Raw genomic sequence first — 24,931 nt, forward strand, 5'->3', positions numbered from 1 at the left:
TCACCGCCCTCGGCATACCCGTCACCGAAGCCATAGGATGAGTCCGTCCGGGGAAAGGGGAAATCCGGCCCAGCCGTGATTTGCTCAACAGAGTCCCCTGCAAGCCGTGTATCTGCTCGTGAGATCGATCGTGGGCCGATCGCGTCAGCCGCGCAGCATGCGCTTTCGGACGTGTGAAAGAGGGAATGTCCTCCCTCTTGAGACAACCAGTTCGTGGGGCGCCGCGCCCGCGCCGATCCACCGTGAACATGATGGCGGACGTGTCGGCCAGAAACCAGCGGCTTCTGAGGTGGCGTGGCTCACACCGTGATCGCACCCTGCCCGGCGCCAGGTAGCACGCCTGTCCTGTGAACGGCTGAGCCCTGTCCGACGCGTGTGTCGCCGCAGAGCGACCGATGAGCCAGATCAGGGCCGTCAGCGGCCGGTCAGGCGAAGGGGTTCGCGATCCGGAGCCGGCCTTCCACCAGCAGGCCGTCCTGCATGTCCTCGCTCCACAGCGTGGCGCAGCCGGCCAGCAGCGCGGCTGCGACGATCATCGCGTCGTAGACCGACAGGCCGTAGCGCTCGGCCAGCGCCCGACCAACGTCATGGGTCCGCGGCGTCAGATCCTCGACTGCGCACAGCGCCCGGACGCCGGCGAGGAAGGCGCCCGTCTCCTCCCAACTCAGCCCCGCCTTCCGACGACAGTTCACCAGCGCCTCGTTGAGCACCTGGACGCTGATCCGCGGCCCCTGCCCCAGGATCGCCTCGGCGCGGTCCGCTTTCGGCCCATCGTCCAGCAGGTAGAGAACCACGTTGGTGTCGGCGAATTCAGCGCTCATGCGTGGCGTCGCGGCCCAACCGCGCGGTCACGGGCAGCCTGCCGCGGAACCGGCGCAGGTCCGCGAGAACCTCGTCGGCGCGCGCATGGCGGCGCAGCTTCACCGCGCCGTCATCTTTCACGAGTTCGATCCGGTCGCCTTCCTTCAGGCCCAGTTCCCGGACAAGGGCCGAAGGCAGGCGCACCGCAAGAGAGTTTCCCCATTTCGCAACCTGCATCGCAGCCTCCATGACCAACCCAGAAAAGATATACATATCACAATGGATATCCGCAAGGCTGTGGCTGGGCGAGGGGTCCCAGAGCCAAGCGGGATACTAAGCCATCGAGAGCACTGCGATGACGGGGGCAGTCGTCGGCGCTTTCTCACACGCCAAGATTTCCCGATGATGCTGACCCGCTGCCGTGTCAGTCGGCCCAGAGCGCGCCAAGCGCGAACCCCACCGCGTCGAACGGCGCCACGCGCACTTCGGCGTCGTCATGAAGGGCGGCGATCAGCACCCATGCGCCGTCCTTCAGCGCGAACGCCTCCAGCGTGCGCGCCGCAGGGTCGACGAACCAGAGCCATGCGACGCCCTGCTCGCGATAGACGTCGCGCTTCTCGGTGAGGTCGTAGGTCCGGGTGCTTGGCGACAGCACTTCGCAGACCCAGTCCGGCCCCACGGTGATCCCGACATCGTCCGGCAGGCTCGGAAGCCGCTCACGTTGCCATCCGGCGAGGTCGGGGACGAGAACCTCCTCGCCCAGATGAAGCTCCGGTTCGATCAGAATTGTCCAGCCGCCGGGTCCCCCTTCATCAGCGTCGAAGGGGCCGCCCAGTTTTACGCCCAATCGCGTGATCGCCCGGCTGTGCCTCGGCCTCGGCCGCGGCTGGAGGTGCAGCGCGCCGCGGATCAACTCGGCCACCATGTTCGGCGGCGCGTCGAGCACGTCCTGATAGGTGGCCGGCCGCTTGATGCTGGGCGTCTGGACGTTCATCGCGAGCCTCCCTTCGACCGATAAGTAGCACGCCCGTGCCCTTCCCGCACCAGCTGCAACCGCGCTGCGGAAACGCCGGGGATACGTCACCAAAAACCTGACCAAGAGCTTGCCGAAGGGGACCATAACCCGTTGAAGGATATGGTGGGCGCGGCTGGGATTGAACCAGCGACCCCTACGATGTCAACGTAGTGCTCTCCCACTGAGCTACGCGCCCCGCGCGCCCGGACGCGCCGGGCGTTTGCGTCGAAGCCGTATAGTGGCGCTTGGCGGACTGCGCAAGCCGCTTCGTCGGGAGGAGTTCGGCCGCCATTTCAACGGAGCGATGACGGGTTGCGCTAGGCGCCGGCCGCTCCGCCGCTACACTTGCACCCATGAACGTCGCAGACGCCTACCTGCTGGACCAGCCGCGCGCGCCGCTTTCGCGGGCGGTGTTCAGTTCGCCGCATTCCGGGCGGCGCTACCCCGAACGCTTCGTCCGCGAGGCGCGGCTCGGGCGGGTCGAACTGCGCGCCTCCGAGGACGCCTTCGTGGACGAACTCTTTGCGGATGCGCCCTTCTTCGGCGCGCCGCTGCTGCGGGCGCAGGCCCCGCGCGCCTATGTCGACCTCAACCGCGCGCCGGAGGAGTTGGACCCCGCGGTGGTCGAAGGCGTGCGGACCACTGGCCTCAACCCGCGAATCGCCGCCGGGCTCGGCGTGATACCCCGCGTCGTGGCCGAGGGGCGGGCGATCTACTGGGGCAAGATCTCCGAGGCCGAGGCGCAGGAGCGGCTCGCCGCCTGCCACCGTCCCTATCACGAGGCGCTGGCCGGCCTGATGGCGCGGGCGCGGGCGGCCCATGGCGCGGCGCTCCTGTTCGACTGCCACTCCATGCCGTCGGACGCCCTGCGCGCCGCCCCGCGCGTCAAGGGCCGCAGGCCCGACGTGGTGCTCGGCGATCGCTTCGGCGCCTCCGCGGCGGAATGGGCCATGGTCCGCGCCCAGCAGGCCTTCGAGGCGGCGGGTTTTGCGGTCGCGCGCAACACGCCCTTCGCGGGCGGCTACATCACCCAGCGCTACGGCCGCCCGAACCAGGGCTGGCACGCTGTGCAGATCGAGATCGACCGCGCGCTCTATCTCGACGAGAAGCGCGTGCAGAAGGGGCCTGGCTTCGAGGCGCTGCGCCGCGCCCTCGCGCCCGTTGTGGCCGCGCTCTGCGACGCGGCGACGGAGGCGGCGCCGCTCGCGGCGGAGTGAGCCCCCTTGCATTCCCGACACCGCCGCCTTATCCGGACGGCGGCGCGAAGACGGGGGCCTGCACCCCTCGCCGCGCCTCGTCCCGGCTCGCCGGGAGCGGGCGGGCTGCGGTAGCTCAGTGGTAGAGCACTCCCTTGGTAAGGGAGAGGTCGAGAGTTCAATCCTCTCTCGCAGCACCATTACTCGCCGACCATGAGCAGGGCTTCGGAGGCCGCGCGGCCCGCTCGGACGGGCGCCCTCGCCAGTGCCCGGCGCGCGTCGCCGGCGCCGTCGGCTCAGATGATCGCGTGGCGCACCTTCGCGCTCACCCATTCGCTGGCGACCACGGCGGCGAGGATCACGATGATGATCATCGTCACCTGCGGCCAGGCCAGCGTGTTGAGCGAGCCCGAAAGCTGCAGGCCGAGGCCGCCGGCGCCGACGAGGCCGAGCACGGCCGACTCGCGGATGTTGATGTCCCAGCGGAAGACGCTGACGCCCCAGAACGCCGGCGCGATCTGCGGCCAGACGGCGTAGGTCAGCACCTGCGGCCCGCTGGCGCCGGTCGCCTGCACGGCCTCAACCTGGCGCGCGTCGATCTCCTCGATCGCCTCGTAGAGCAGCTTTCCGATGAAGCCGATCGAGCGCAGCGCGATGGCGATGACGCCGGCCAGCAGCCCGGGGCCGAGGATCGAGACCAGCAGCAGCGCCCAGATCAGCGAGTTGATCGACCGCGACGCGACGATCACGAACAGCGCCGCCGGCCGCAGGATCAGCGCGCTCGGCGTGGTGTTGCGCGCCGCGAGGAACGCCACCGGCAGCGCGATGGCCACGCCCAGCAGCGTGCCGAGCGTGGCGATGTTCAGCGTGTCCCAGAGCGGCCCCCAGAGCCGCTCCATGTAGCTCCAGCGCGGCGGGAAGGCCCGGCCGGCGATGTCTGCGGCCTGGCGCGGCGCATCCGAGACGAAGGCCCAGATCGTCGTCTCCGTCATCACCTCCCAGCACCAGACCGTCAGCGCGACCAGCCCCAGCCAAAGCGCCCACTGCGCCAGCGACTGGCGCGGCGTGCGCAGCCGCCAGTCGAAGCCGCCGTCGGCGCGCCGCGTCACCGCCATGTCACTGCACCCATCTGCGGATGTGGCTGGAGGCGTATTCCGCCGCCATCACGATGCCGATGATGATCAGCAGGATCGCCCCGGCGCTGTCATATTCGTAGCGGTCGATGGCGGTGTTGAGCGTCGCCCCGATGCCGCCGGCGCCGACGATGCCGATCACCGCGCTCTCGCGGAAGTTGATGTCCACGCGGTAGAGCGACAGGCCGACCAGCCGCGGCATGACCTGCGGCATGACCCCCCAGGTCACAAGCTGCAGCCAGCTCGCCCCGGTGGCGCGGATCGCCTCGGCCTGCGCCTCGTCGATGGTCTCGATGTCCTCCGCCAGCAGCTTCGACAGGAAGCCGATGGTCGCGAAGGTCAGCGTGAGGAAGCCCGCGAACGGGCCGAAGCCGAACATCGCCACCAGCAGGATCGCGACGATGATCTCCTGCAGCGACCGGCTGAGCGCGATGATCGCTCGGCAGACGTAGTACACCGCCGGCGGTGCGAGGTTGCGCGCGGCGCCGACGCCGATGGGAATGGAGATCAGCACGCCCGCGACGGTCGAGGTCACCGTCATGGTCAGGCTCTCGGTCAGCCCCTGGCTGATGTCGCGCCAGCGCGTCGTGAAATCCGGCGCGAGAAAGCCGCCGATGAAGCGGGCGCCGCGCTCCAGCCCGTCGGCCACCCGCGCCCAGTTGACGTCGAGCGTGCCCAGCGCCAGCGCGAGATAGACGGCCGCGCCCACGGCGAGCGCCCAGCGCCAGCGCGGATCCTTCACCATGGTCGGCGGCCGCCGCCATGTGCGGGGATGAGCCGTCTCGCGCATCAGGCGAGGCCCGCGAGCCGCTCGGCCTCGTCGCGCTCGGCCTCGCGGTCCGCCTCGGCGGCCTTGCGCATCGCCGTCCAGTCCTCCTCGCCGTAGATGCGGGTGAGGGCGGCGGCGTCGAGCGCGTCGGGCGGGCCGTCGAAAACAACCGCGCCCGCGCGCAGGCCGATGATGCGGGCGACGAACTGCTGCGCGAGCGCCACGTCGTGGATGTTGATGATCGCGGGCAGGCCGCGCTCGTCGCAGATCTCCACGATGAGCCGCATGATCTGGCGCGAGGTTTTGGGGTCGAGCGAGGCGGTCGGCTCGTCCACCAGCAGCAGCTCCGGCTCCTGCGCCAGCGCCCGCGCGATGCCGACGCGCTGGCGCTGGCCGCCAGACAGCGCGTCGGCGCGCTTGTCGGCGTGCTCGGTCAGCCCGACCCGGTCGAGCAGGCGGAAGGCGTTCTCGATGTCGGCGGGCGGGAAGCGCCGCAGCCAGCTGCGCCAGAAGGACGTGTAGCCGAGCCGGCCCGACAGCACGTTCTCCATCACGGTCAGCCGCTCGATCAGCGCGTATTCCTGGAAGATCATGCCGATGCGCCGCCGGGCCCGGCGCAGCGCGCCCCTCGGTAGCGCGGTCACGTCCAGATCGCCCAGCCGCACCTTGCCCGAGGTCGGCTCGACGAGCCGGTTGACGCAGCGGATCAGCGTGGACTTGCCGGCGCCCGATGGCCCGATGAGTCCCACCACCTGCCCCTTGGGCGCCGTGAAGCTGACGGCGTTCAGCGCCTTGTCGCCCGTGCGATAGGTCTTGACGAGGTTCTCGACGCTCAGCATCGGGCGGGCTCCTGCCGGGAACGCGGACGGGAACAAAATAGACGGGGCGCGGAGGCCGGAACCCGCGCGCCCCGCCGGAACGCGGTCAGATCACTGGCAGGTGTACGCGACGCCGTTGGCCTCGTCGATCTTGCGGATGACCGCCCAATCCTCCTGGAAGGAGATCGGGATGAACTGGGCCTCGCCCGATTTCGAGAACTCCGCCTCCAGCGACGAGCCCTCCCACTGGAACGAGCTGAACGCCTCCTTGATCTTCTCCTGCAGCTCGGGGGCGAGGTTGTGCGCCACGCCGTAGCCCGTCGTCGGGAAGGTCTGCGAGGTGTACAGGATGCGGATCTGGTCGGCGGAGATCACCTCGCGGCTCTCCATGCGCTTGCGCACCGAGTTCGCGATCGACGCGGCCGCGTAGTCCTTGTTCGCCACGCCGAGGATCGAGTTGTCGTGCTTGCCGGAGAACACGGCCTCGAAGTCGCGGCCCGGCTCCATGTCGTAGTCGGCCTTGAGGATCGCCGAGGGCGCCTTGAAGCCGGAGTTCGACGTCTCGGAGGTGAAGGCGAGCTGCTTGCCCTTGATGTCCTCGACCGTCTCCACGCCCGAGCCGGGGTAGGTGATGATCTCCATCTCGTAGCCGAAGCTGCCGTCGGCGGCCGCCATCATCGTGAACGGGCGGAAGCCGGCGCAGGCGACGGCCAGCGGGTTGGAACCGGTGTTGAAGCCCGCGATGTGCAGGCGGCCGGCGCGCATCGCCTCGATCTGCGCGGCGTTGGACTGGACCGGGAAGAACTGCACGGTCTTGCCCGTGACCTCCTCCAAGTGGGTCAGGAAGTCGGCCCAGGCCTCGGCGTAGACCGCCGGATCCTCGACGGGCGTATAGGCGAAGATGAGCGTGTCGGGGTCGACGAGCTGCGCCGGATCGGTCGGAATGTCGGCGATCATGTCGCCGTCGGCGTCGGCGTAGCGGCTGTCGAGCCTGAATTCGGCCATCGCCGGAGCGGCGGCGAGCAGGGCGACGCCGGCGACGGCGGAGAGAAGGCGGGACATCGGTTGGCTCCCATGACTGTGTTGCGACAGTGTAACTAGGGGCGCTCGCCGACGCTTGCGTTACGAAACCGTGACGGTTTCACGACTGGCGCCGCGCCTCGCGCGCTTGTCATCCGCCGATGCGATCGCAGCCGCCGCCCAGCCGGCGCGACGGCGCCGCGGGGGCGCGCGTCGGGTGGCCGCGTGCGCCACGTCGCAAGGTCGGCCACGGCCTACGTTCCTTTTCCCGGAGCAGCCGATATGCTTTGGTCGCCCGGCTCCGGGCTTCGATGTAGGCCACGCATGATGACTGGACCGGCATGACCCTCGCGCTGATCGCCCTGACGCCTTTCCTGGGGGCGCTGCTGCCCGCCCTGATGATCCGCACCGGGCGCAACGCCTGCGCCGTCACGGCCGGCGGCGTCACGCTGTTCGCGCTCATCCTGCTGCTGGTGGAGGCGCCGGCGGTGTGGCGCGGCGAGGTGCTGTTGCAGCGCGTCGACTGGATGCCGGGGCTCGGCCTGAACGCGACGTTCATGCTCGACGGCCTCGGCCTGTTCTTCGCCGGGCTGATTCTCGGAATCGGTCTGCTCGTGATTCTCTATGCGCGGTTCTATCTCGACCGCGACGACCCGATGGGCCGCTTCTACAGCTATCTGCTGCTGTTCCAGGGCGCGATGGTCGGCATCGTGCTCAGCGACAACGTGCTGATGCTGCTGATCTTCTGGGAGCTGACCTCGCTCAGCTCGTTCCTGCTGATCGGCTACTGGCGCCATGCGCCCGAGGGGCGGCAGGGCGCGCGCATGGCGCTGGCCGTCACCGGCATGGGCGGGCTGGCGATGATCGGCGGGATGCTGATCCTCGGCGACATCGCCGGCTCCTACGACCTGAGCGTGATCCTGACCAAGGGCGAGGCGATCCAGGCCTCGCCGCTCTACCTGCCGGCGCTGCTGCTGATCCTGCTGGGATGCTTCACCAAGTCGGCGCAGTTTCCGTTCCATTTCTGGCTGCCGCACGCCATGGCGGCGCCGACGCCGGTCTCGGCGTATCTGCACTCCGCGACCATGGTGAAGGCCGGCATCTTCCTCATGGCGCGCCTCTGGCCGGCGCTCTCGGGCACGCCGGAATGGTTCTACATCGTCTCGACCACCGGGCTCGTCACCATGGTGATCGCGGCGGTGATCGCGCTCTTCAAGGACGACCTCAAGGCGCTGCTGGCGTTCTCGACCGTCAGCCATCTGGGGCTGATCACCATGCTGCTGGGCTTCGGCACGCCGATGGCGGCGACCGCGGCCGTGTTCCACATCCTCAACCATGCGACGTTCAAGGCCGCGCTGTTCATGTCCGCCGGCATCGTCGACCACGCCGCGCACACCCGCGACATCCGCCGGCTCGGCGGGCTGCGGCGTCTCATGCCCGCGACGTTCTGGGTGGCGACGATCGCCGCGCTGTCGATGGCGGGCGCGCCGCTGCTCAACGGCTTCCTCTCCAAGGAGATGATGCTGGAGGAGGCGGTCCATACCCCGTGGCTCGGCCTCGGCTGGCCGATCCCGCTGCTGGCGACGGTCGGCGCGCTGTTCTCCGCGGCCTACTCGTTCCGCCTGATCGGGCATGTCTTTCTCGGGCCGCAGCGCGACGACTATCCCGCCGCGCCGCATGACCCCGGCCCCGGCCTGCTCGCCGCGCCGGCGCTTCTGGTCGCGGGCGTCGTCGCGATCGGCCTTGCGCCGGCCATGGTCGCCGGCGGTCTGGTCAATCTCGTCGCCGACGCCGTGACCGGCGGCGCGGCGGAGCCGGTAAAGCTCAAGATCTGGCACGGCCTGACGCTCGCGCTGGCCATGAGCGCCGTCGCGCTCGTCGGCGGCTACCTGCTGCTCGCCCGCTACGCCGATGCGGTGGCGCGCTGGCGCCGCGCCGGGGTCTTCGCCGCCAAGCCCGTCTTCGACGCCCTGATCGCGCTGCTGGCGGCGCTGGCCGAGCGCGGCACCTCGGCGCTTCATGCGGGAACCCTGCCGAGGGCGCTGGGCGCGCTCTGCGTCGCGCTGCTGGCGATGGGCTTCGCGGGGTGGGGCGAGGGCGCGCTGGCGGGCTCGCGCGAGACGCTGACGCCGCCGCTTATCGCGCTCGCGCCCTGGGCGCTGCTGATCGGCACATGCCTCGCCGCCGCGCGGATGCACCATGACCGGCTGATGATGGTGCTGCTGACCAGCGTCGTCGGGCTCGTGGTGTCGCTGGGCTTCGTCTACCTCTCGGCGCCCGACCTCGCGCTCACGCAGATATCGGTCGAGGTCGTGACCACGGTGCTGATGCTGCTGGCGCTGAACTTCCTGCCGAAGGACTCGCCCGACGAGACGGGCCCGATGCTCAGGACGGCCCAGGCCGGCCTCGCGCTCGTCGCGGGTCTCGGGGCCGCCGCGCTCTCCTACGCGGTGATGACTCGCGACGGCCCGACGATCTCGGAGTTCCACGTCGCCCAGTCCTACCCCGGCGGCGGCGGCACCAACGTCGTCAACGTCATCCTCGTGGACTTCCGCGGCTTCGACACCTTCGGCGAGATCATCGTGCTGGCGATCGCCGCGCTGGGCATCTACGCGCTGCTCGACGGCGCGCTGCGCGGGCCGAGCCTGGGGCGCGTGATCTCCTGGGTGCCGGACCAGGAGCGCTCGAAGGACCGGCATCCGATGATGCTGGTCGTCGCGACGCGATTCCTGCTGCCGGTCTCGCTGGTGGTGGGCCTGTTCATCCTGCTGCGCGGCCACAACCAGCCCGGCGGCGGCTTCATCGCCGGCCTCGTGGTGGCGATCGCGCTGGTGATGCAGTACGTCGCCTCGGGCTACGCATGGACCGCCCAGCGCCGCCCGATGGACCATCACGGGATGATCGGGCTGGGCGTGCTCGTCGCGGGCCTCACCGGCGCCGGCGCCTGGCTTGCGGACCGCCCGTTCCTGACGAGCGCCTACGGCTACGTCACGCTGCCGCCGCTGGAGAAGTTCGAACTCGCCACCGCCATGGCGTTCGACCTCGGCGTGTTCCTCACCGTGGTCGGCGCGGTCCTGCTCGCGCTGGAGAACCTGTCGCGCGTGGCGCGCTTCGCCGAGCAGCCGGGCCCCGACGAGCCGATGGACGTCGATCCGTCCGCCGAGCCGCGCACCGCGCAGGAGAAAGGCTGAAATGGAGCTTCTCGTCGCAACCGCCATCGGGGCGCTCACCGCGTCCGGCGTCTACCTGATCCTGAGGCTGCGCAGCTTCCCCGTGGTGATCGGCACGGCGATGCTGTCCTATGCGGTCAACACCTTCCTGTTCGCCACCGGCCGGCTCGCGGTGAACCAGCCGCCGATCCTCGGCGCCAGCGCGGCGGGCGTGGTCGACCCGATCCCGCAGGCGCTCGTGCTGACGGCCATCGTGATCTCCTTCGGCATGACCGCGCTCATCGTGATGCTGATGCTGCGCGCCTATCTCGAGACCAGCGACGACGCGGTGAACCTCGACCCGGAGGACCGGCCGTGAATCACTGGATCATCGCGCCGATCGTCCTGCCCGCGCTCGTCGCGCCGCTGATCGTGCTCGCGCTGCGCTACGACCTGCTGCTGCAGCGCGTCGCGTCGCTGGCCGCCTGCGCCGGGCTGCTCGGCCTTGCGGTCGGGCTGATCGCGATGGCGGGGGAGGGGCCGCCGCAGGCCTATCTGCTGGGCGACTGGCCGGCGCCCTTCGGCATCGTCCTGGTGCTCGACCGGCTGTCGGCGATGATGGTGCTGCTGACGGCGCTGCTCGGGCTCGGCGTGGCCGGCTACGCCGCCGGTTCGGGGTGGGACACGCGCGGCCGGCACTTCCATGCGCTGCTGCAGTTCCAGCTCATGGGCCTGTGCGGCGCGTTCCTGACCGGCGACCTGTTCAACCTGTTCGTGTTCTTCGAGGTGCTGCTGATCGCCTCCTACGGGCTGATGCTGCATGGCGGCGGCGCCGCGCGGCTGAAGGCCGGCGTGCACTACATCGTCGCCAACCTCGCCGGATCTACGCTGTTCCTGTTCGCCGTCGGCGCGATCTACGCGGCGACGGGCACGCTCAACATGGCCGATCTTGCGGTGAAGGCGGGGTCCGCGACGGCCGAGAACGCCGATCTGCTGCGCGTGGGCGGGCTGCTGCTGCTGGCGGTGTTCGCGCTCAAGGCCGCGCTCGTGCCCCTGCATTTCTGGCTGCCCACCGCCTACGCCGCCGCGCCCGCGCCCTCCGCCGCGCTGTTTGCGGTCATGACCAAGGTCGGCGCCTATTCGGTCCTGCGGGTCTACACCCTGATCTTCGGGGCGGAGGCCGGCTCTTCCGCCTGGCTGGCGGCCGACTGGCTGATCCCCGCGGCGCTGGTCACGTTGGCCGTCGGCGCCGTCGGCGTGCTGGGCGCGCGGCGGCTCGGCGCGCTCGTTTGCTTCTCGGTGGTCGCCTCCATGGGCACGGTGATGGCGGGCGTGGGGCTCTTCACCGAGCGCTCGGCGGCGGCGGCGATGTTCTACATGGCGCACTCCACGCTGGCCGCGGCGGCGCTGTTCCTGATCGTGGAGCTGGTGTCGGAGCGGCGGACGCGCGGCGACCGCATCGCCCCGGCGCCGCAGATGCGCCACGGCGAGCTCGTCGGCGGGTTCTTCATGGTGGCGGCCATCGCCATGGCCGGGCTGCCGCCGCTCGGCGGCTTCCTCGGCAAGCTCATGGTGCTGGACGCCGCCCGCGCCGACCCCGCAGTCTGGTGGATCTGGGCGGTGGTGCTCACCGGGTCGCTGGTGATGGTCGTCGGCTTCGCGCGCGCCGGCTCGGTCCTCTTCTGGCGCGTCGAGGGCGAGCCGGCCGAGGGGCTTTCGAAACCTGCGAACGCGCCGCTGTGGGCGACCGGCGCGGCGCTCGCCGCGCTGGCGGCGCTGACCGTCTGGGCGGGGCCGGTCACCGGCTACATGGAGGCCGCGGCGGCGCAACTGCACGCGCCGCAGGACTATGTCGACGCCGTGCTGGGCGCCCAGACCGTCGCCGCGAGGGCCCTGCCATGACCGACCGCCTGTTTCCGCACCCGCGCCTGAGCGTGACGCTCATGCTGGTGTGGATGATGCTGGTGAACGAGGTCAGCCTCGGGGCGCTCGTTCTCGGGGCCGCGCTCGGGGTCGTCGTGCCGCTGCTGACGGCGCCCTACTGGCCGGGCAGACCGCGCTTGACGCGCGGCTGGGGCCTCGCGGGCTTCGTGGCGCTGGTGCTGCGCGACGTCGTCGCTGCGAACATCGCCGTCGCCCGACTCATCATCTTCCACACCAACGCGTCGCTGAGGCCCGCCTTCTTCGCCGTGCCGCTGGAGCTGCGCCAGCCCGAGGCGATCACGCTGCTTGCCGGCGCGATCACGATGACGCCCGGCACCGTCTCATGCGACCTGTCCGCGGACGGGCGGAGCCTGCTCGTCCATGTGCTCGACGCGCCGGACCCCGACGCGGTGCGCGACGAGATCAAGCTCCGCTATGAGAAACGCCTGATGGAGATCTTCCCATGATCGAGTATGCGCTCGGCTTCGCCTACCTCGCCTTCGGCGCGGCGCTCGTGCTGAACCTCTGGCGGCTCGCGCAGGGGCCGAGCGCGGCGGACCGGATCCTCGCGCTCGACACCATGGTGATCAACGGCATCGCGCTCGTGATCCTGATCGGCGTCAGCCAGGCGACGGCCGTCTACTTCGAGGCGGCCATGCTGCTCTCGCTGGTGGGCTTCGTCTCGACGGTGGCGCTGACGAAGTTCATCCTGCGCGGGGACGTGATCGAATGAGCGGCGCGGGCGTCACGATCGTCGAGGCGCTGGCGAGCCTGCTGATCGTCATCGGAGCGGTCTTCGGGCTGGTCGGCTCCTACGGTCTGGTCAAGCTGCCCGATCTCGTCATGCGGCTGCACGCGCCGACCAAGGCCACGACGCTCGGCGTCGGCGGCGTGCTGCTCGGCGCGATGGTCCACGCCTGGGGGGTCGAGGGGCGGTCGAGCTGGCACGAGCTGCTGATCGCGCTGTTCCTGTTCGTCACCGCGCCGATCTCGGCCAACCTTATCGCGAAGGCGTGGCTGCATCGCGAGGGCGCCGACCGGCCTCTCCCGCCCACGGGGCGCGAGTGCGGCTGGGCGAACGACGACCCGCCGCCCGACGCCTCGGAAAGCGGACGGGGCGACCCGCCGCGCTGACGCCGCCGCAGGCCCTGGCGTCTGATGAGGGCCGCGTCAGGAGGGCCGCGTCAGGAGGGGCCCTAGTCTGATCTGCTTCTCGATCTCGACGATGGCGAAGAACGCCGCGCCGACCCCGACGATGACGAGCCCATCCGCCAACGGCACCGGCCGCGTGCCGAGCAGCGCCTGCAGCGGCGGCAGATAGGTCACCGCGAACTGCGCCGCGACGACCGTCGCGACCACGGCCCAGACGACCGGCGTCGCCCGCAGGGCGCGCCATGTCAGCGAGGTTCCGTGCATGTTGCGGATGACGAACAGGTTGAACACCTCCAGCACGACCAGCGTGTTCATCGCCATCGTCTGTGCGAGCGCCAGCGAATGCCCCCGGTCGATCGCATGGCTGAAGACGCCGAACACCGCGGCGATGAACAGCGCCGTCACGAACGCGACGCGCCAGACGAGTTCCGCCGAGAGCAGCGGCGCGTCGCGCCGGCGCGGCGGTCGGGCCATCGCGTCCGGCTCGCTCGGCTCGAACGCGAGCGCCACGCCCAGCGTGACCGCGGTGATGAGGTTGATCCACAGGATCTGCACCGCCGTCACCGGCAGCGCCAGCCCCGCCAGCAGCGCGAGCACCACCACCAGCGACTCGCCCGCATTGGTCGGCAGCGTCCAGCTGATCACCTTCCGAAGATTGTCGTAGACCGTCCGCCCCTCCCGCACGGCCGCGGCGATGGTGGCGAAATTGTCGTCGGCGAGCACCAGATCCGCAGCCTCCTTCGCCGCCTCGGACCCCTTCAGCCCCATCGCAACGCCCGCGTCGGCCCGTTTCAGCGCCGGCGCGTCGTTCACGCCGTCGCCGGTCATGGCGACAGAGAGGCCGTTGGACTGCAGCGCCGCGACGAGGCGCAGCTTGTGCTCCGGGCTGGTGCGGGCGAACACGTCCACGCCCGCGACCTGAAGGGCCAGCGCGGCGTCGTCGAGCCGGTCGATGTCGGCGCCGGTCATCACGCGGGCGGGGTTCTCCAGCCCGATCTGTGCGGCGATGGCGGCGGCGGTGCCGGCATGGTCGCCGGTGATCATCTTGACGCGGACGCCCGCCGCCCGGCACTCCGCGATCGCCGCGACCGCCTCGGGCCGCGGCGGATCGATCAGGCCGACGAGGCCGAGAAAGACCATCCCGCCCTCCAGCGCCGCCTCGTCGATCCGCGGGCCGGGCTGGGCGCGCTCCGCCAGCGCCAGCACCCGCAGCCCCCGGCGCGCCATCGCCTCCGCGCGCGCCGTCCACGCGGCGTGGTCGGTGTCGGGGCACATGCCGAGCACGCGCTCGGGCGCGCCCTTGAGCCGAACGACGCGGCCCTCCTCGCCGTCGGTCAGCACCGCCATGAACCGGTGGCGGCTGTCGAAGGGCACGGCGTCGATGCGCCGGGCCGTGATTTCCGGCGAGACCTTGGCGGCGAACGCCCTGAGCGCGCCCTCCATCGGGTCGCCCTCGACGGTCCAGACGCCGTCGCGAAGCCGCAGCGCCGCATCGTTGCAGAGCGCCGCCGCCGCGCTCAGCCGCGCCAGGTCTCCGGCGGGCGTCACGGCCCCCTCCGGCGCGTAGCCTTCACCCGAGACCTCGAAGGCCCCCTCCGGCGTCTCGACCGCCGCGACGACCATCTCGTTGCGGGTCAGGGTGCCGGTCTTGTCGGTGCAGATGACCGAGACCGAGCCGATCGCCTCGATCGCGGGCAGTCGGCGGACGATCGCGTTGCGCCGCGCCATCGCCTGCACCCCGATGGCGAGCGTGATGGTCATGACCGCGGGCAGCCCCTCGGGGATCGCGGCGACCGCCACCCCGACCACCACCATGAAGATCTCGCCGAAATCCCGGTGGTCGACGAAATGCCCGTAGATCAGCAGCAGCGCCGATACGGCAAGGATCAGCAGCGACAGCCAGCGCGCGAAATGGTCCATCTGCGCGACCAGCGGCGTCGAGAGCGTCTCGACCCCCGCGAGCAGGCCGCCGATGCGGCCGATCTCGGTCGTCTCGCCAGTCGCCGTCACCAGCCCGCGGGCCGTCCCCTGTGTGACGAGCGTGCCCGACCAGAGCATCGAGCGCCGGTCGCCGAGCGGCGCGTCCGCCGCGACCGGCTCGGGGGTCTTGTCGACCGGGACGGACTCGCCGGTCAGGATGGCCTCCTGCGCCGCGAGGCCGCGCGCCTCCAGGATGCGCAGGTCGGCCGGCGCCTTGTCGCCCGCCTCCAGCAGCACGACGTCGCCGGGCACGAGATCGGCGCCGTCCACGCTGGCGCGGGCGCCGTCGCGCAGCGTCGCCGCCCGCGGCGCCAGCATGCCGCGGATCGCGGCCATCGCCGCCTCCGCCTTGCCTTCCTGGACGAACCCGATGACGGCGTTGGCGAGCACCACGGCGATGATCACGCCCATGTCCACCCAGTGCTGCAGCGTCGCCGTGACCGCGGCCGCCCCGAGCAGGACGTAGATGAGCACGTTGTCGAACTGCGCGAGAAAGCGGCGCGCGGGCCCGCGGGTCCGCGTTTCCGGCAGTCGGTTGGGGCCGAGCGCGTCGAGACGGCGCGCGGCCTCGGCGCTGGTCAGGCCCGAGGGCGCGGCGTCGAGCGCCGCCAGGCAGTCTTCGGGCGTGCGGCTGTGCGCATCGGTCAGATGCATGGGCTGCCATCCTTCGTCCGCGGCCTGTCCGGTCGCGGCGCGGCCCGTCGCGGGGGACGACCGCGCCTCGCGCGCAACACAAGGTGGAATCGCCCCGCGTCGCAAGCGCCGCGCCGGGCGTGCGGCGACATGTTCCGGCGGCGGCGCCCCAGGCGGCGGGCAGGCCCCGCCGGACCCGCACGCCCGCGGTCTTGCGGGGACGCGCCTGCTCCGCCGCGACGCCGCGCCGGTCATGAATGCGGCGGGCCGTCGGGCGGGCGAGTAGCAGGGGGCGGAGGGGCCGGCGGGGCGTTCGTCGCCATGACGCCGCCCCTCCAGGCCCGTGCTTCCCGGACCTGCGCTTCTCAGGTCACGCTTTTCAGGCTACGCTTCCCAGCCTATGCTTCTCAAGCTGCCGCCATCGTCACCGGCAGGTCGCCGATTCCGTCGATGACCACCGTCACCGCGTCGCCGGCCTTGACGGGCCGCGCGCCCAGCGAGGTGCCGCAGGCGATCACGTCGCCGGGCATGAGCGTGACGTCGCGCGACAGTCGCGAGACGATCTCGGCGGGGCCCATGAACATGTCCGACGCGGCGTAGCTCTGCCGTTCGCGTCCGCCCACCATCACCTTCACCGTCAGCTCCCGCCAGTCGAGCCCGGTCGCGACGACCGGGCCGATCACGCCGAACCCGTCATAGCCCTTGGCCCGGGTCCATTGCGGGAAGCTCGGCTCGGCGGTGAGTATCTCCAGCGCCGTGAAGTCGTTGACGCAGGTGTAGCCGAGGATCGCCGCCGCGGCCTCCGCCTCGGTCGCGTCCCGGCAGGGCGCGCCGATCACCACCCCGAGCTCGCCCTCGAAGAGCACGCGCCCGACGCCCTCCGGGATGACCACAGTCGCCCCCGGCCCCGCCAGCGACGTGGCGGGTTTCAGAAACCAAAGCGGATGATCGGGCCGGCTCAGCCCGTTCTTCTCGGCCGCGGCGGCGAAATTGTTCCACAGCCCGATGAACTTGCCCGGCTCGCAGGGCGGCAGCAGCGTCGCGCCCGCCAGCGGCTCGTCCGGCCCCGCAGCCTCCGTCGAGCCCAGCCTTGCGCGCGGCGAGAGCGCGCCGTCGCCCAGAACCCCGGTCAGAATGCGGCCGTCTTCCGTGCGAATGCGAGCGAACTGCATGACGTGTTCCTGGCGTTGGGCGCCGGCGTGCGATTGCGGGGGCGCGCGGCTGGCGGGGGGAGGCCTGAACGCAGACTGTCCCGCCCCGCGCGCCCGTTGGCAACCCGCCCTGCCGCGCCGGCTTCTGGCGGCTGGGCGCCCGGCGCTATTGCGCCGCGCGCGCTTCGGTCAGGCGCGGCGCGTCCTGCGCGCCGGCGCGGCCGCGGCCCGAGAGGCTGGGATGCTCCATGAAGAAGGCGTGCGCGTTGAACGCCTTATCCCCCTCGGGCGGCTGCGCGCGGGTGAAACTGCCGTCCCCGGCCAGCACCCAGCTCTGCGCCTCGTCGCGCAGGTTCGCCGCCATCACCTGCTCGATGATCTGGGCGTGGACGGTCGGGTTGAAGATCGGCACCAGCGTCTCGACGCGGCGGTTGAGGTTGCGGTCCATCCAGTCCGCCGAGGAGATGTAGACCTTCGCGGCCCGTCCCGGCAGGCCCTGCCCGTCGCCGAAGCATACGATGCGCGAGTGCTCCAGGAACCGCCCGATCAGCGACTTGACGCGGATGTTCTCGCTCAGCCCCTTCACGCCGGGCCGCACGCCGCAGATGCCGCGCACCACCATGTCGATGCGCACGCCGGCCTGGCTGGCGGCATAGAGCGCGTCGATCACCTCCGGCTCGGTGACGGAGTTCATCTTGGCCCAGACCTGCGCCGGGCGCCCCGCCCGCGCGTGGCCGGCCTCGCGCTCCAGCCCCTCGATCAGCGTCTTCTTGAGCGTCAGCGGCGCGGCGGCGAGCGCCTCCAGCCCGGTCGGCTCGGCGTAGCCGGTGACGTAGTTGAACAGCTTGGCGGCGTCTCGCCCCAGCGTGGCGTCGCAGGTGAAGAGCGACAGGTCGGTGTAGATGTTGGCCGTGATCGGATGGTAGTTGCCGGTCCCGAAATGGCTGTAGGTCACAAGCCTGCCGGCCTCGCGCCGCACCACGACCGAGATTTTCGCGTGCGTCTTCAGGTCGATGAAGCCGTAGACGACCTGCGCGCCGGCGCGTTCGAGCTGGCGCGCCTGGCGGATGTTGGCGGCCTCGTCGAAGCGGGCCTTCAGCTCAACCAGCGCCGTGACCGACTTGCCGTCCTCGGCCGCCTCGCACAGCGCCGCGACGATGGGGGAGTTGCGCGAGGTGCGGTAGAGCGTCTGCTTGATCGCCACCACGTCGGGGTCGTGCGCGGCCTGCTGGAGGAACTGCACCACGATGTCGAAGGACTCGTAAGGGTGGTGCAGCAGCATGTCCTTCTGGCGGATCGCCGCGAAGATGTCGCCCTCATGGTCCTTCACCCGCTCCGGCAGGCGGGGCGCATAGGGGGCCCAGCGCATCTCGGGCCGGTCTGAAATGACGATCTCATCCAGCGCCTTGACGCCGATCAGGCCCTCCAGCTCGATCACCTCGTCGCGGCCCACGCCCATCTCGCGGGCGATCTTGGCCTTGAGCTGCGCCGGCGCGTCGGCGGTGATGGTCAGGCGGATGGCGTCGCCCTTGCGGCGGCGCTTGAGCGCGGTCTCGAACTCGCGCACGAGATCCTCGCTCTCCTCCTCCACCATCATGTCGCTGTCGCGCAGCACGCGGAACACCGCCCGGCCGGTCACGCGGTAGCCCGGGAAAAGCCGGTCGAGGAACAGTCCGAGCAGGTCCTCCAGCCGCAGGAAGCGGATGGCGTCGCCGCGGTCGGGCAGGCGGACGAAGCGCTCGACCTGGGGCGGGATCGGCAGCAGCGCGTCGAGCTCCCCGCCGTCGCCGGCGCGCTCCAGCGAGAGCGCCAGCGCGAAGCCGCCATTGGCGATGAAGGGGAAGGGGTGGGCGGGGTCGATGGCCAGCGGCGTGACCACCGGGAACACCTGATCGACGAAGTACTGCTCGACGAAGCCGCGCTCGGCGTCGGTCAGCGTGTCGGGTTCGGCGACATGCATTCCGCGCGCGGCGAGCTCCTCTCGCAGCGCCGCCCAGACGCGCTGCTGCGCCTGCATCAGCGCGCGCGCGCCGGCGTCGATCTCGGCGAGCTGCTGGGCGGGGGTCAGGCCGTCGTCGGAGGGCTTCTCCACGCCCGCGCGCACCTGCGCCCGCAGCCCGGCGACGCGCACGGCGTAGAACTCGTCGAGGTTGTTGCCGGAAATGGAGAGGAACCGCACCCGCTCCAGCAGGGGATGGCTGACGTTCTCGGCCTCCTCCATCACGCGCCAGTTGAAGGCCAGCCACGAGACCTCGCGGTTGAAGAAGCGCGCCGGCGCCGCGAGGTCGAAGTCGGGCTCGGCCGCGGCGGCGGGGTCGACCGTGGTGTTGAGAAAGTCGGCGCGCATGGGTCGGTCTCCGCAGGCTGTGTCGCAGGATCGCACTATCGTCGAAGGGCGGCGCGGGCGCGACGGGACGTCTCGCCGCTCAGCCGATCAGTTCGGCCGCGAGACGGCGGGTGATGGGCCGTCGCGCGGCCAGCGACGCCGCGTCGAGCCGCGCCACGATCTCCGCGGCGGCGGCGAAGCTGCGCTCGATCCGCGCCGCGAGAAACGCCGGCAGGCCCGGCTCCACCAGCAGCCGCCGGTCGTCGAAGCCCTTGGCCAGCACGGCCTCGAGCAGCGCGTCGTCCGGCGGATGCAGCCGCGCCGCCGTGGTCGCCGAGAGGCGCGACACGAGGTCGGCCAGCCGCGTCGGCCAGCGCGCCGGCGGCTCGCGGCCGGTCAGCAGCAGCGGCGCGCCATGGGCCTCGGCCAGATTGACCAGATGAAAGAGCGCGGGCTCCGCCGCCTGCGGCAGCCGGTCGGCGTCCTCGACCGCCAGCGCGCCGCGCGCCACGAGGCGGGGCGCGTCAGCTTCCGCCAGCCTCGCCGCCGCCACGATCTCCGCGCCGGACGAGGCGGCGAAGACATGGGCGAGATGGGTCTTGCCCGCGCCCGCCGGCCCGCAGATCGCAAGCCGCGGCCGCGGCCAGTCGCGCCAGCGCTCCACCAGCGCCAGCGCCTCGGCGTTGGCTGGACTGGCGATGAAGTCCTCGCGCCCCATGGCGTGCCGCGACGCCGCCGGCAGCGACAGGGGAAGCTGGCCGGCGGCCTCGGTCATTCGGCGGGCCGCCTCCCACGGTCGCGCTCATGGTCGCGCTCATGGTCGCGCTCGTGGTCGGGGTCGTCGGGCAGCAGCGCCTCGCCGCCCTGGTAGAGCCGGCCCTGACGGTACTGCTCCAGCGCGAAGCGCGCCAGCACGCCGATCGCCGCCGCCGTCGGCACCGCGATCAGCAGGCCGACGAAGCCCATCGCCGCCCCGAACGCCGACAGCGCGAACATCAGCCAGACCGGATGCAGGCCGACGCTGCCGCCCACCAGCCTCGGCGTGAGGTAGTTGCCCTCGACCGCCTGCCCGACCAGGAACACCGCCGCGACCGCGACGATCCACCAGGGTTCGCCCCAGAACTGAAAGAGCGCGATGCCGATGGAGAGAGCGCCCCCCACCAGCGAGCCGACGAAGGGGATGAAGCTGATCAGCCCGGCGAACAACCCCACGAGAATCCCGAAGTTCAGCCCGAGCGCCAGCAGCGCCACGGCGTAGAAGCCGCCGAGGATGATGCAGACGGTGAGCTGCCCGCGCACGAAGCCGGCCAGAACGCCGTCGATGTCGCCGGCGATGCGGCGGATCATGGGGGCGTGGCGGCGGGGCAGCCAGTGGTCGATCTCGTCGATCATCCTGTCCCAGTCGAGCAGCATGTAGAACGCCACCACCGGCGTGATGATCACCAGCCCGAGGAAGTCGATCACCGCGACGCCGCCCGAATAGATCGATTCGACGATCTTGCCGCTGGCGTTCTTCACCTGCGTCTCGAGGTTGTCGAACGCCGTCGCCAGCAGCCCGCCCTCGGTGACGGCGGCCGGCGCGTAGCGCTCCATGCCGCCTTCGAGGAACTGCTGGATGGCCACTAGATAGTCCGGCGTCGCCCGCACGACGCGCGCGAACTGGTCGATCAGCACCGGCACGAGAACGAGAATCGCCATGATCGCCGCCAGCACCACGAGGCCCATCACGGCGGCGGTCGCCGCCAGCCGCGAAAAGCCGCGCCTCTCCAGCCGGTCCGCGACGGGATCGAGGAAATAGGCGATCGCCATGCCGGCCAGGAACGGCGTCACCGCGCCGGAGAAGAGCCACAGGAAGAGCGCCAGCGCCAGAAGCGCCAGTCCCCACCATCGCGCCTGTTCGCCCAGACCCATGCCGTTCCTCCAGTCGCCAGCCCATCGCACATGCGGGCGACAGGCGGCGCGGTCAAGCGGGCCGCGCGCGAGGCTGCCGCGACGCCGCCTCGACCGCGCCGCGCCCGGCTGCGGGGAGCGCCGTGTCCGACGTGGACCTCGCCGCCCCGATCAGGAGAACTGCTCGCGCAGCAGGCGCTCGCTCAGGCCATGGCCCTGATCGAAGAGCAGCTCCATCTCGACCGCGTTGTGGAACGCCACCTCCACCCGCGCCACCTGGCGGACCTCGGTGCTGTCGGCCACGGCGAGAACCGGGCGCTTGAGGCTGTCGAGAACCTCGATCGTCACCTGCGCCGTGCGCGGCAGGATCGCCCCGCGCCAGCGCCGCGGCCGGAAAGCCGCCACCGGCGTCAGCGCCATCATGTCCGCCTCCAGCGGCAGGATCGGCCCATGGGCGGAGAGGTTGTAGGCGGTCGAGCCCGCCGGCGTCGCGACGATCACGCCGTCGCAGATCAGCATCGGCATCCGCTCCCGTCCGTCCACGAGGATGCGCAGGCGCGACGCCTGGTAGGTCGAGCGCAGCAGCGAGACCTCGTTGATCGCCAGCGCCTCGGTCGTCAGGCCGTGCACCGTGGTGGCCCGCATCTTGAGCGGGTGGATGACGTAACGCTCCGCCGCCGCGAGCCGGGCGGGCAGGTCCGCCTCCGAATAGTCGTTCATCAGGAAGCCGACCGTGCCGCGATTCATGCCATAGACCGGCGCGCTCAGGTGCAGCGTGTCGTGGAGCGTGTGCAGCATGAAGCCGTCGCCGCCGAGCGCCACGATCAGGTCGGCCTCAGGGGCCGGGCTCTGGCCGTAGAGCTTCACCAGAGACTGCAGGCTCTGCTGCGCGTCGGGCGCGTCGCTGGCCGTGAAATGTATGCGCTGGACCGCCACCCGCCCGCTCTCCCCCTCGCGGCCGGCTCCTGCGGGACGTCGCGCGGCCGACCTTGCGGCGCACTCTGGCCGGCGCGCGCGCGCGCGTCCATCGCGCTGTCGAGACGAGCGTCGGGCAGGGGCGCGCCTTCGGCCGAGGAATGGCGAGACGCCCCTGCGGGTGATGGCGGGCTCACCCGAAGTTGGGTGTCTTCCGCGCCGCAAGGGTGGCGCGCGAGAACGCCGGGCGTGATGATGTGTCGCTGCGCGCTTTCGCCTTCCACGGGTGGAGCGTTTCCTATACGAAACAAATCGAAAGCCAGCCTTGCGCTGAGCGAAACTTGCGGGAGAGAACGACATGGACGCCTCAATCCGGGATAGCGGCTTCTTCACCGACGGCGTCGAACAGCGCGACGCCGCGCTCTTCCAGTCGCTGACAAACGAGCTCGCGCGCCAGCGCGACGAGATCGAGCTGATCGCGTCGGAGAACATCGTCAGCCGCGCCGTGCTGCAGGCGCAGGGCTCCGTGCTCACCAACAAGTACGCCGAGGGCTATCCGGGCAGGCGCTACTATGGCGGCTGCCAGCATGTCGACGTCGCCGAGAGCCTCGCCATCGAGCGCGCCTGCCAGCTCTTCAACTGCAAGTTCGCCAACGTGCAGCCCCATTCGGGCGCGCAGGCGAACCAGGCGGTGTTTCTCGCCACGATCAAGCCGGGCGACACCTTCATGGGGCAGGATCTCGCCTCCGGCGGCCACCTGACCCACGGCGCCGCGCCCAACCAGTCGGGCAAGTGGTTCAACGCGGTGCAGTACGGCGTGTCGCGCGACACCAACATCATCGACTACGACGCGGTCGAGGCGATGGCGGTGGAGTGCCAGCCCAAGGTCATCATGGCCGGCGGCTCGGCGATCCCGCGCCAGATCGACTTCAAGCGCTTCCGCGACATCGCCGACAAGGTCGGGGCCATGCTGTTCGTGGACATGGCGCACTTCGCCGGCCTTGTCGCCGCCGGCCTCTATCCGAACCCGCTCGACTACGCCGATGTCGCCACCACCACCACGCACAAGACCCTGCGCGGCCCGCGCGGCGGCATGATCCTCACCAACGACGAGGCGCTGATCAAGAAGATCAACTCCGCGGTGTTCCCCGGCCTGCAGGGCGGCCCGCTGATGCATGTGATCGCCGCCAAGGCGGTGGCCTTCGGCGAGGCGCTGACGCCCGAGTTCCGGGCCTACGCCCAGCAGGTGATCACGAACTGCCAGGCGATGGGAGAGGAGATCGTCAAGGGCGGCCTCGCGCTCGTCACCGGCGGCACCGACACCCACCTCATCCTCGTCGACCTGCGCCCGAAGGGCGTGACCGGCAAGGCCGCCGAGCAGGCGCTGGGCCGCGCCCACATCACCTGCAACAAGAACGGCGTGCCGTTCGACCCCGAGAAGCCGATGGTCACCTCCGGCATCCGCCTCGGCTCGCCGGCGGGCACCACCCGCGGCTTCGGCGAGGCGGAGTTCCGCGAGATCGGCCAGCTCATCGTCGAGGTGATCGACGGGCTGAAGGCGAACGGCGAAGACGGCAACGGCGCTGTCGAGGAGACCGTGAAGGCCAAGGTCAAGGTGCTCTGCGACCGCTTCCCGCTCTACCCCGGGCTCTGAGCGGGCTGCGAAGCCGGGGCGGCGAGGGCGTCGAGAGCCGCGCTCACCGCCTTCGCGGTCGACATGACGGCCGCGCACGGCGCATCCGGCGGCCGCGGAGCGACCTTCGCGGCGTCGCTGGGCGGGATCACCGCCGCCGTCCCGCACGCCTGCGTGGGCGACGGGCGGAGCGAGGCGGAAACGGGATCACCGGGCTCCGACGGCGTCATTGCGCCCTCGCGGCGACGTCGCGTTCAGGCGCCGAGCCCTGCTAGGGGCCGAAACCCCGCAGGCGCGAGGCGCTCCTGTCGATCCGGCTCCGACCGCGTCGCGACCCCGCCAGAAATGGCGAGACGTCGCGGGCGCTTCGGATGATACTGGCGCTGAAGGGCGACGACCGGACCAGGCCGCGCCGCAGATGTCCCGCGCCAGAGAGAGCATGTCAGACCCCGTTCCCGTCTCCGCCGACGCCCGCCAGCTCGCGATCCGCGCCATCGCGATGCCGGCGGACACCAACGCCAACGGCGACATCTTCGGCGGCTGGCTCATGAGCCAGATGGACATGGCCGCCGGCGCCGTCGCGGCCCGCGTGGCGCGGGGGCGCGTGGCGACCGTGGCGGTGGACGCCATGAGCTTCCACGAGCCGGTCAAGGTCGGCGACGAGGTCACGGTCTATGCCGACGTCGTGAGGATCGGCCGCACCTCGATCCGCATGGCCATCGAGGCCCATCGCCGCCCGCGCGGCGAGGACGTCTCGGCGCTGGTGACGCGCGGCGTCTTCACCTTCGTCGCGATCGATGACGAGGGGCGGCCGCGGCCCATCGTCGACCCGGGCGCGATGTGAGCCTCGCGAAGCCGCCAATCCACATCTCGGGCTCTTTCCCGGCCTCTACCCAAGCCCTCGTCCTGCGCCTATGGTGATGGAGGTCTGACGGGGTGGAGGGGACCGGATGCGCTGCCCGTTCTGCGGAAACGCCGATACGCAGGTGAAGGACTCGCGCCCCGCCGAGGACCATGTCGCCATCCGTCGGCGGCGGTTCTGCCCGGCCTGCGGGGGGCGCTTCACGACTTACGAAAGGGTGCAGCTCCGCGATCTGATCGTCGTCAAGAAATCGGGGCGGCGTGAGGATTTCGATCGCGACAAGCTCGCCCGCTCCATCCGCATCGCGCTCCAGAAGCGACCCATCGAGCCCGACCGCATCGAGCAGATGATCTCGGGCATCGTCCGGCGGCTGGAGAGCCTCGGCGACACCGACGTGCCCTCCGACAGGATCGGCTCCATCGTGATGGAGACGCTCGCGCGGATCGACACCGTCGCCTATGTCCGCTTCGCCAGCGTCTACAAGAACTTTCAGGAGGCGGGCGATTTCGAGGAGTTCGTGGCTGAGCTGCGCCCGGCCGCCTCTTCGGACCCGGTCTGAGCGCGA

Annotated in this window: 23 protein-coding genes and 2 tRNA genes; 11 read left to right on the forward strand and 14 right to left on the reverse strand. The window is 70.9% G+C overall.

What is annotated here, in order from left to right; translation table 11 throughout:
* Window positions 1-425: 425 nt before the first annotated feature.
* The 4 genes from BLW43_RS02745 to BLW43_RS02760 all read right to left on the reverse strand — a co-directional run bounded on the left by BLW43_RS02745 (window position 426) and on the right by BLW43_RS02760 (window position 2,012).
* Entirely contained in the window at window positions 426-821 is a 396-nt protein-coding gene (locus BLW43_RS02745) for a PIN domain-containing protein (protein ID WP_093248200.1), read from the reverse strand.
* Window positions 811-1,038 carry an AbrB/MazE/SpoVT family DNA-binding domain-containing protein gene (locus BLW43_RS02750; RefSeq protein ID WP_093248201.1) on the reverse strand — a complete coding sequence of 76 codons (228 nt, stop codon included), beginning with the start codon at window positions 1,036-1,038 and terminating at the stop codon, window positions 811-813. The genes BLW43_RS02745 and BLW43_RS02750 overlap by 11 nt, the downstream gene beginning before the upstream one ends.
* Window positions 1,039-1,225: 187 nt before the next feature.
* Window positions 1,226-1,795: a Uma2 family endonuclease gene (locus tag BLW43_RS02755; RefSeq protein WP_093248202.1), complete on the reverse strand. Its 570-nt coding sequence runs from the start codon at window positions 1,793-1,795 to the stop codon at window positions 1,226-1,228.
* 142 nt (window positions 1,796-1,937) lie between these two features.
* A tRNA-Val gene (locus tag BLW43_RS02760) sits at window positions 1,938-2,012 on the reverse strand.
* Between the two features lie 157 nt (window positions 2,013-2,169).
* Between BLW43_RS02760 and BLW43_RS02765 the strand changes: the two genes are divergently transcribed.
* On the forward strand, window positions 2,170-3,033 hold the full coding sequence (locus BLW43_RS02765; RefSeq protein ID WP_093248204.1) for an N-formylglutamate amidohydrolase: 864 nt from the start codon (window positions 2,170-2,172) through the stop codon (window positions 3,031-3,033).
* A 104-nt stretch (window positions 3,034-3,137) separates the two neighbouring features.
* Window positions 3,138-3,212: transfer RNA gene (locus tag BLW43_RS02770), tRNA-Thr, on the forward strand.
* A 96-nt stretch (window positions 3,213-3,308) separates the two neighbouring features.
* On the opposite strand, the gene phnE (BLW43_RS02775) is transcribed toward BLW43_RS02770, so the two are convergent.
* The 4 genes from phnE (BLW43_RS02775) to phnD all read right to left on the reverse strand — a co-directional run bounded on the left by phnE (BLW43_RS02775) (window position 3,309) and on the right by phnD (window position 6,794).
* Window positions 3,309-4,127: a phosphonate ABC transporter, permease protein PhnE gene (phnE, locus tag BLW43_RS02775; protein WP_093248206.1), complete on the reverse strand. Its 819-nt coding sequence runs from the start codon at window positions 4,125-4,127 to the stop codon at window positions 3,309-3,311.
* 1 nt (window position 4,128) lies between these two features.
* Window positions 4,129-4,890 (reverse strand): phosphonate ABC transporter, permease protein PhnE, encoded by a 762-nt coding sequence (phnE, locus tag BLW43_RS02780; RefSeq protein WP_245730899.1) that lies wholly within the window; start codon window positions 4,888-4,890, stop codon window positions 4,129-4,131.
* Window positions 4,891-4,934: 44 nt separating this feature from the next.
* Window positions 4,935-5,753 carry a phosphonate ABC transporter ATP-binding protein gene (gene phnC, locus BLW43_RS02785; protein WP_093248210.1) on the reverse strand — a complete coding sequence of 273 codons (819 nt, stop codon included), beginning with the start codon at window positions 5,751-5,753 and terminating at the stop codon, window positions 4,935-4,937.
* Window positions 5,754-5,843: 90 nt separating this feature from the next.
* Window positions 5,844-6,794, reverse strand: a complete 951-nt coding sequence (gene phnD, locus BLW43_RS02790; protein WP_093248212.1) for a phosphate/phosphite/phosphonate ABC transporter substrate-binding protein — start codon at window positions 6,792-6,794, stop codon at window positions 5,844-5,846.
* Between the two features lie 299 nt (window positions 6,795-7,093).
* Between phnD and BLW43_RS02795 the strand changes: the two genes are divergently transcribed.
* Genes BLW43_RS02795 through BLW43_RS02820 form a run of 6 tightly spaced genes read left to right on the forward strand, consistent with a single transcriptional unit; the run spans window position 7,094 to window position 12,958 of the window.
* A complete protein-coding gene (locus BLW43_RS02795) occupies window positions 7,094-9,943 on the forward strand; it encodes a monovalent cation/H+ antiporter subunit A (protein WP_093248214.1) in 2,850 nt (949 codons plus the stop codon).
* 1 nt (window position 9,944) lies between these two features.
* Window positions 9,945-10,280 carry a Na+/H+ antiporter subunit C gene (locus tag BLW43_RS02800; protein WP_093248216.1) on the forward strand — a complete coding sequence of 112 codons (336 nt, stop codon included), beginning with the start codon at window positions 9,945-9,947 and terminating at the stop codon, window positions 10,278-10,280.
* Window positions 10,277-11,803 carry a monovalent cation/H+ antiporter subunit D gene (locus BLW43_RS02805; protein ID WP_093248218.1) on the forward strand — a complete coding sequence of 509 codons (1,527 nt, stop codon included), beginning with the start codon at window positions 10,277-10,279 and terminating at the stop codon, window positions 11,801-11,803. Before BLW43_RS02800 ends, BLW43_RS02805 begins: the two co-directional genes overlap by 4 nt.
* Window positions 11,800-12,291, forward strand: coding sequence for a Na+/H+ antiporter subunit E (locus BLW43_RS02810; RefSeq protein WP_093248220.1), 492 nt, complete (start codon window positions 11,800-11,802; stop codon window positions 12,289-12,291). The genes BLW43_RS02805 and BLW43_RS02810 overlap by 4 nt, the downstream gene beginning before the upstream one ends.
* The gene (locus BLW43_RS02815; RefSeq protein WP_093248222.1) at window positions 12,288-12,557 is read left to right on the forward strand and encodes a K+/H+ antiporter subunit F; all 270 of its coding nucleotides are present in this window, start codon (window positions 12,288-12,290) and stop codon (window positions 12,555-12,557) included. Before BLW43_RS02810 ends, BLW43_RS02815 begins: the two co-directional genes overlap by 4 nt.
* Complete coding sequence (locus BLW43_RS02820) at window positions 12,554-12,958, forward strand: Na+/H+ antiporter subunit G (RefSeq protein ID WP_093248224.1); 405 nt, start codon at window positions 12,554-12,556, stop codon at window positions 12,956-12,958. The genes BLW43_RS02815 and BLW43_RS02820 overlap by 4 nt, the downstream gene beginning before the upstream one ends.
* A gap of 36 nt (window positions 12,959-12,994) precedes the next feature.
* Here BLW43_RS02820 and BLW43_RS02825 read toward each other — a convergent pair whose 3' ends face one another.
* From BLW43_RS02825 to BLW43_RS02850, 6 genes are all read right to left on the reverse strand, one after another.
* A complete protein-coding gene (locus BLW43_RS02825; protein WP_093248226.1) occupies window positions 12,995-15,610 on the reverse strand; it encodes an HAD-IC family P-type ATPase in 2,616 nt (871 codons plus the stop codon).
* A 386-nt stretch (window positions 15,611-15,996) separates the two neighbouring features.
* Window positions 15,997-16,761 (reverse strand): fumarylacetoacetate hydrolase family protein, encoded by a 765-nt coding sequence (locus tag BLW43_RS02830; RefSeq protein ID WP_093248228.1) that lies wholly within the window; start codon window positions 16,759-16,761, stop codon window positions 15,997-15,999.
* Window positions 16,762-16,906: 145 nt separating this feature from the next.
* Window positions 16,907-19,087: an RNA degradosome polyphosphate kinase gene (locus BLW43_RS02835; protein ID WP_093248230.1), complete on the reverse strand. Its 2,181-nt coding sequence runs from the start codon at window positions 19,085-19,087 to the stop codon at window positions 16,907-16,909.
* A gap of 79 nt (window positions 19,088-19,166) precedes the next feature.
* Window positions 19,167-19,841: a P-loop NTPase family protein gene (locus tag BLW43_RS02840; protein WP_093248232.1), complete on the reverse strand. Its 675-nt coding sequence runs from the start codon at window positions 19,839-19,841 to the stop codon at window positions 19,167-19,169.
* A complete protein-coding gene (locus tag BLW43_RS02845; protein WP_093248234.1) occupies window positions 19,838-20,977 on the reverse strand; it encodes an AI-2E family transporter in 1,140 nt (379 codons plus the stop codon). The genes BLW43_RS02840 and BLW43_RS02845 overlap by 4 nt, the downstream gene beginning before the upstream one ends.
* A gap of 150 nt (window positions 20,978-21,127) precedes the next feature.
* Window positions 21,128-21,892: an NAD kinase gene (locus BLW43_RS02850; RefSeq protein ID WP_245730900.1), complete on the reverse strand. Its 765-nt coding sequence runs from the start codon at window positions 21,890-21,892 to the stop codon at window positions 21,128-21,130.
* Window positions 21,893-22,229: 337 nt separating this feature from the next.
* On the opposite strand from BLW43_RS02850, the gene glyA reads away from it, so the two are divergent.
* From glyA to nrdR, 3 genes are all read left to right on the forward strand, one after another.
* The gene (gene glyA, locus BLW43_RS02855; RefSeq protein WP_093248238.1) at window positions 22,230-23,525 is read left to right on the forward strand and encodes a serine hydroxymethyltransferase; all 1,296 of its coding nucleotides are present in this window, start codon (window positions 22,230-22,232) and stop codon (window positions 23,523-23,525) included.
* A gap of 418 nt (window positions 23,526-23,943) precedes the next feature.
* Window positions 23,944-24,348, forward strand: a complete 405-nt coding sequence (locus BLW43_RS02865) for an acyl-CoA thioesterase (protein ID WP_175478729.1) — start codon at window positions 23,944-23,946, stop codon at window positions 24,346-24,348.
* 106 nt (window positions 24,349-24,454) lie between these two features.
* Window positions 24,455-24,925, forward strand: a complete 471-nt coding sequence (gene nrdR, locus BLW43_RS02870) for a transcriptional regulator NrdR (protein WP_093248244.1) — start codon at window positions 24,455-24,457, stop codon at window positions 24,923-24,925.
* Window positions 24,926-24,931 lie beyond the last annotated feature (6 nt).

The organism is Rubrimonas cliftonensis (genome assembly GCF_900107585.1).
In the GTDB taxonomy this organism is placed as follows: domain Bacteria; phylum Pseudomonadota; class Alphaproteobacteria; order Rhodobacterales; family Rhodobacteraceae; genus Rubrimonas; species Rubrimonas cliftonensis.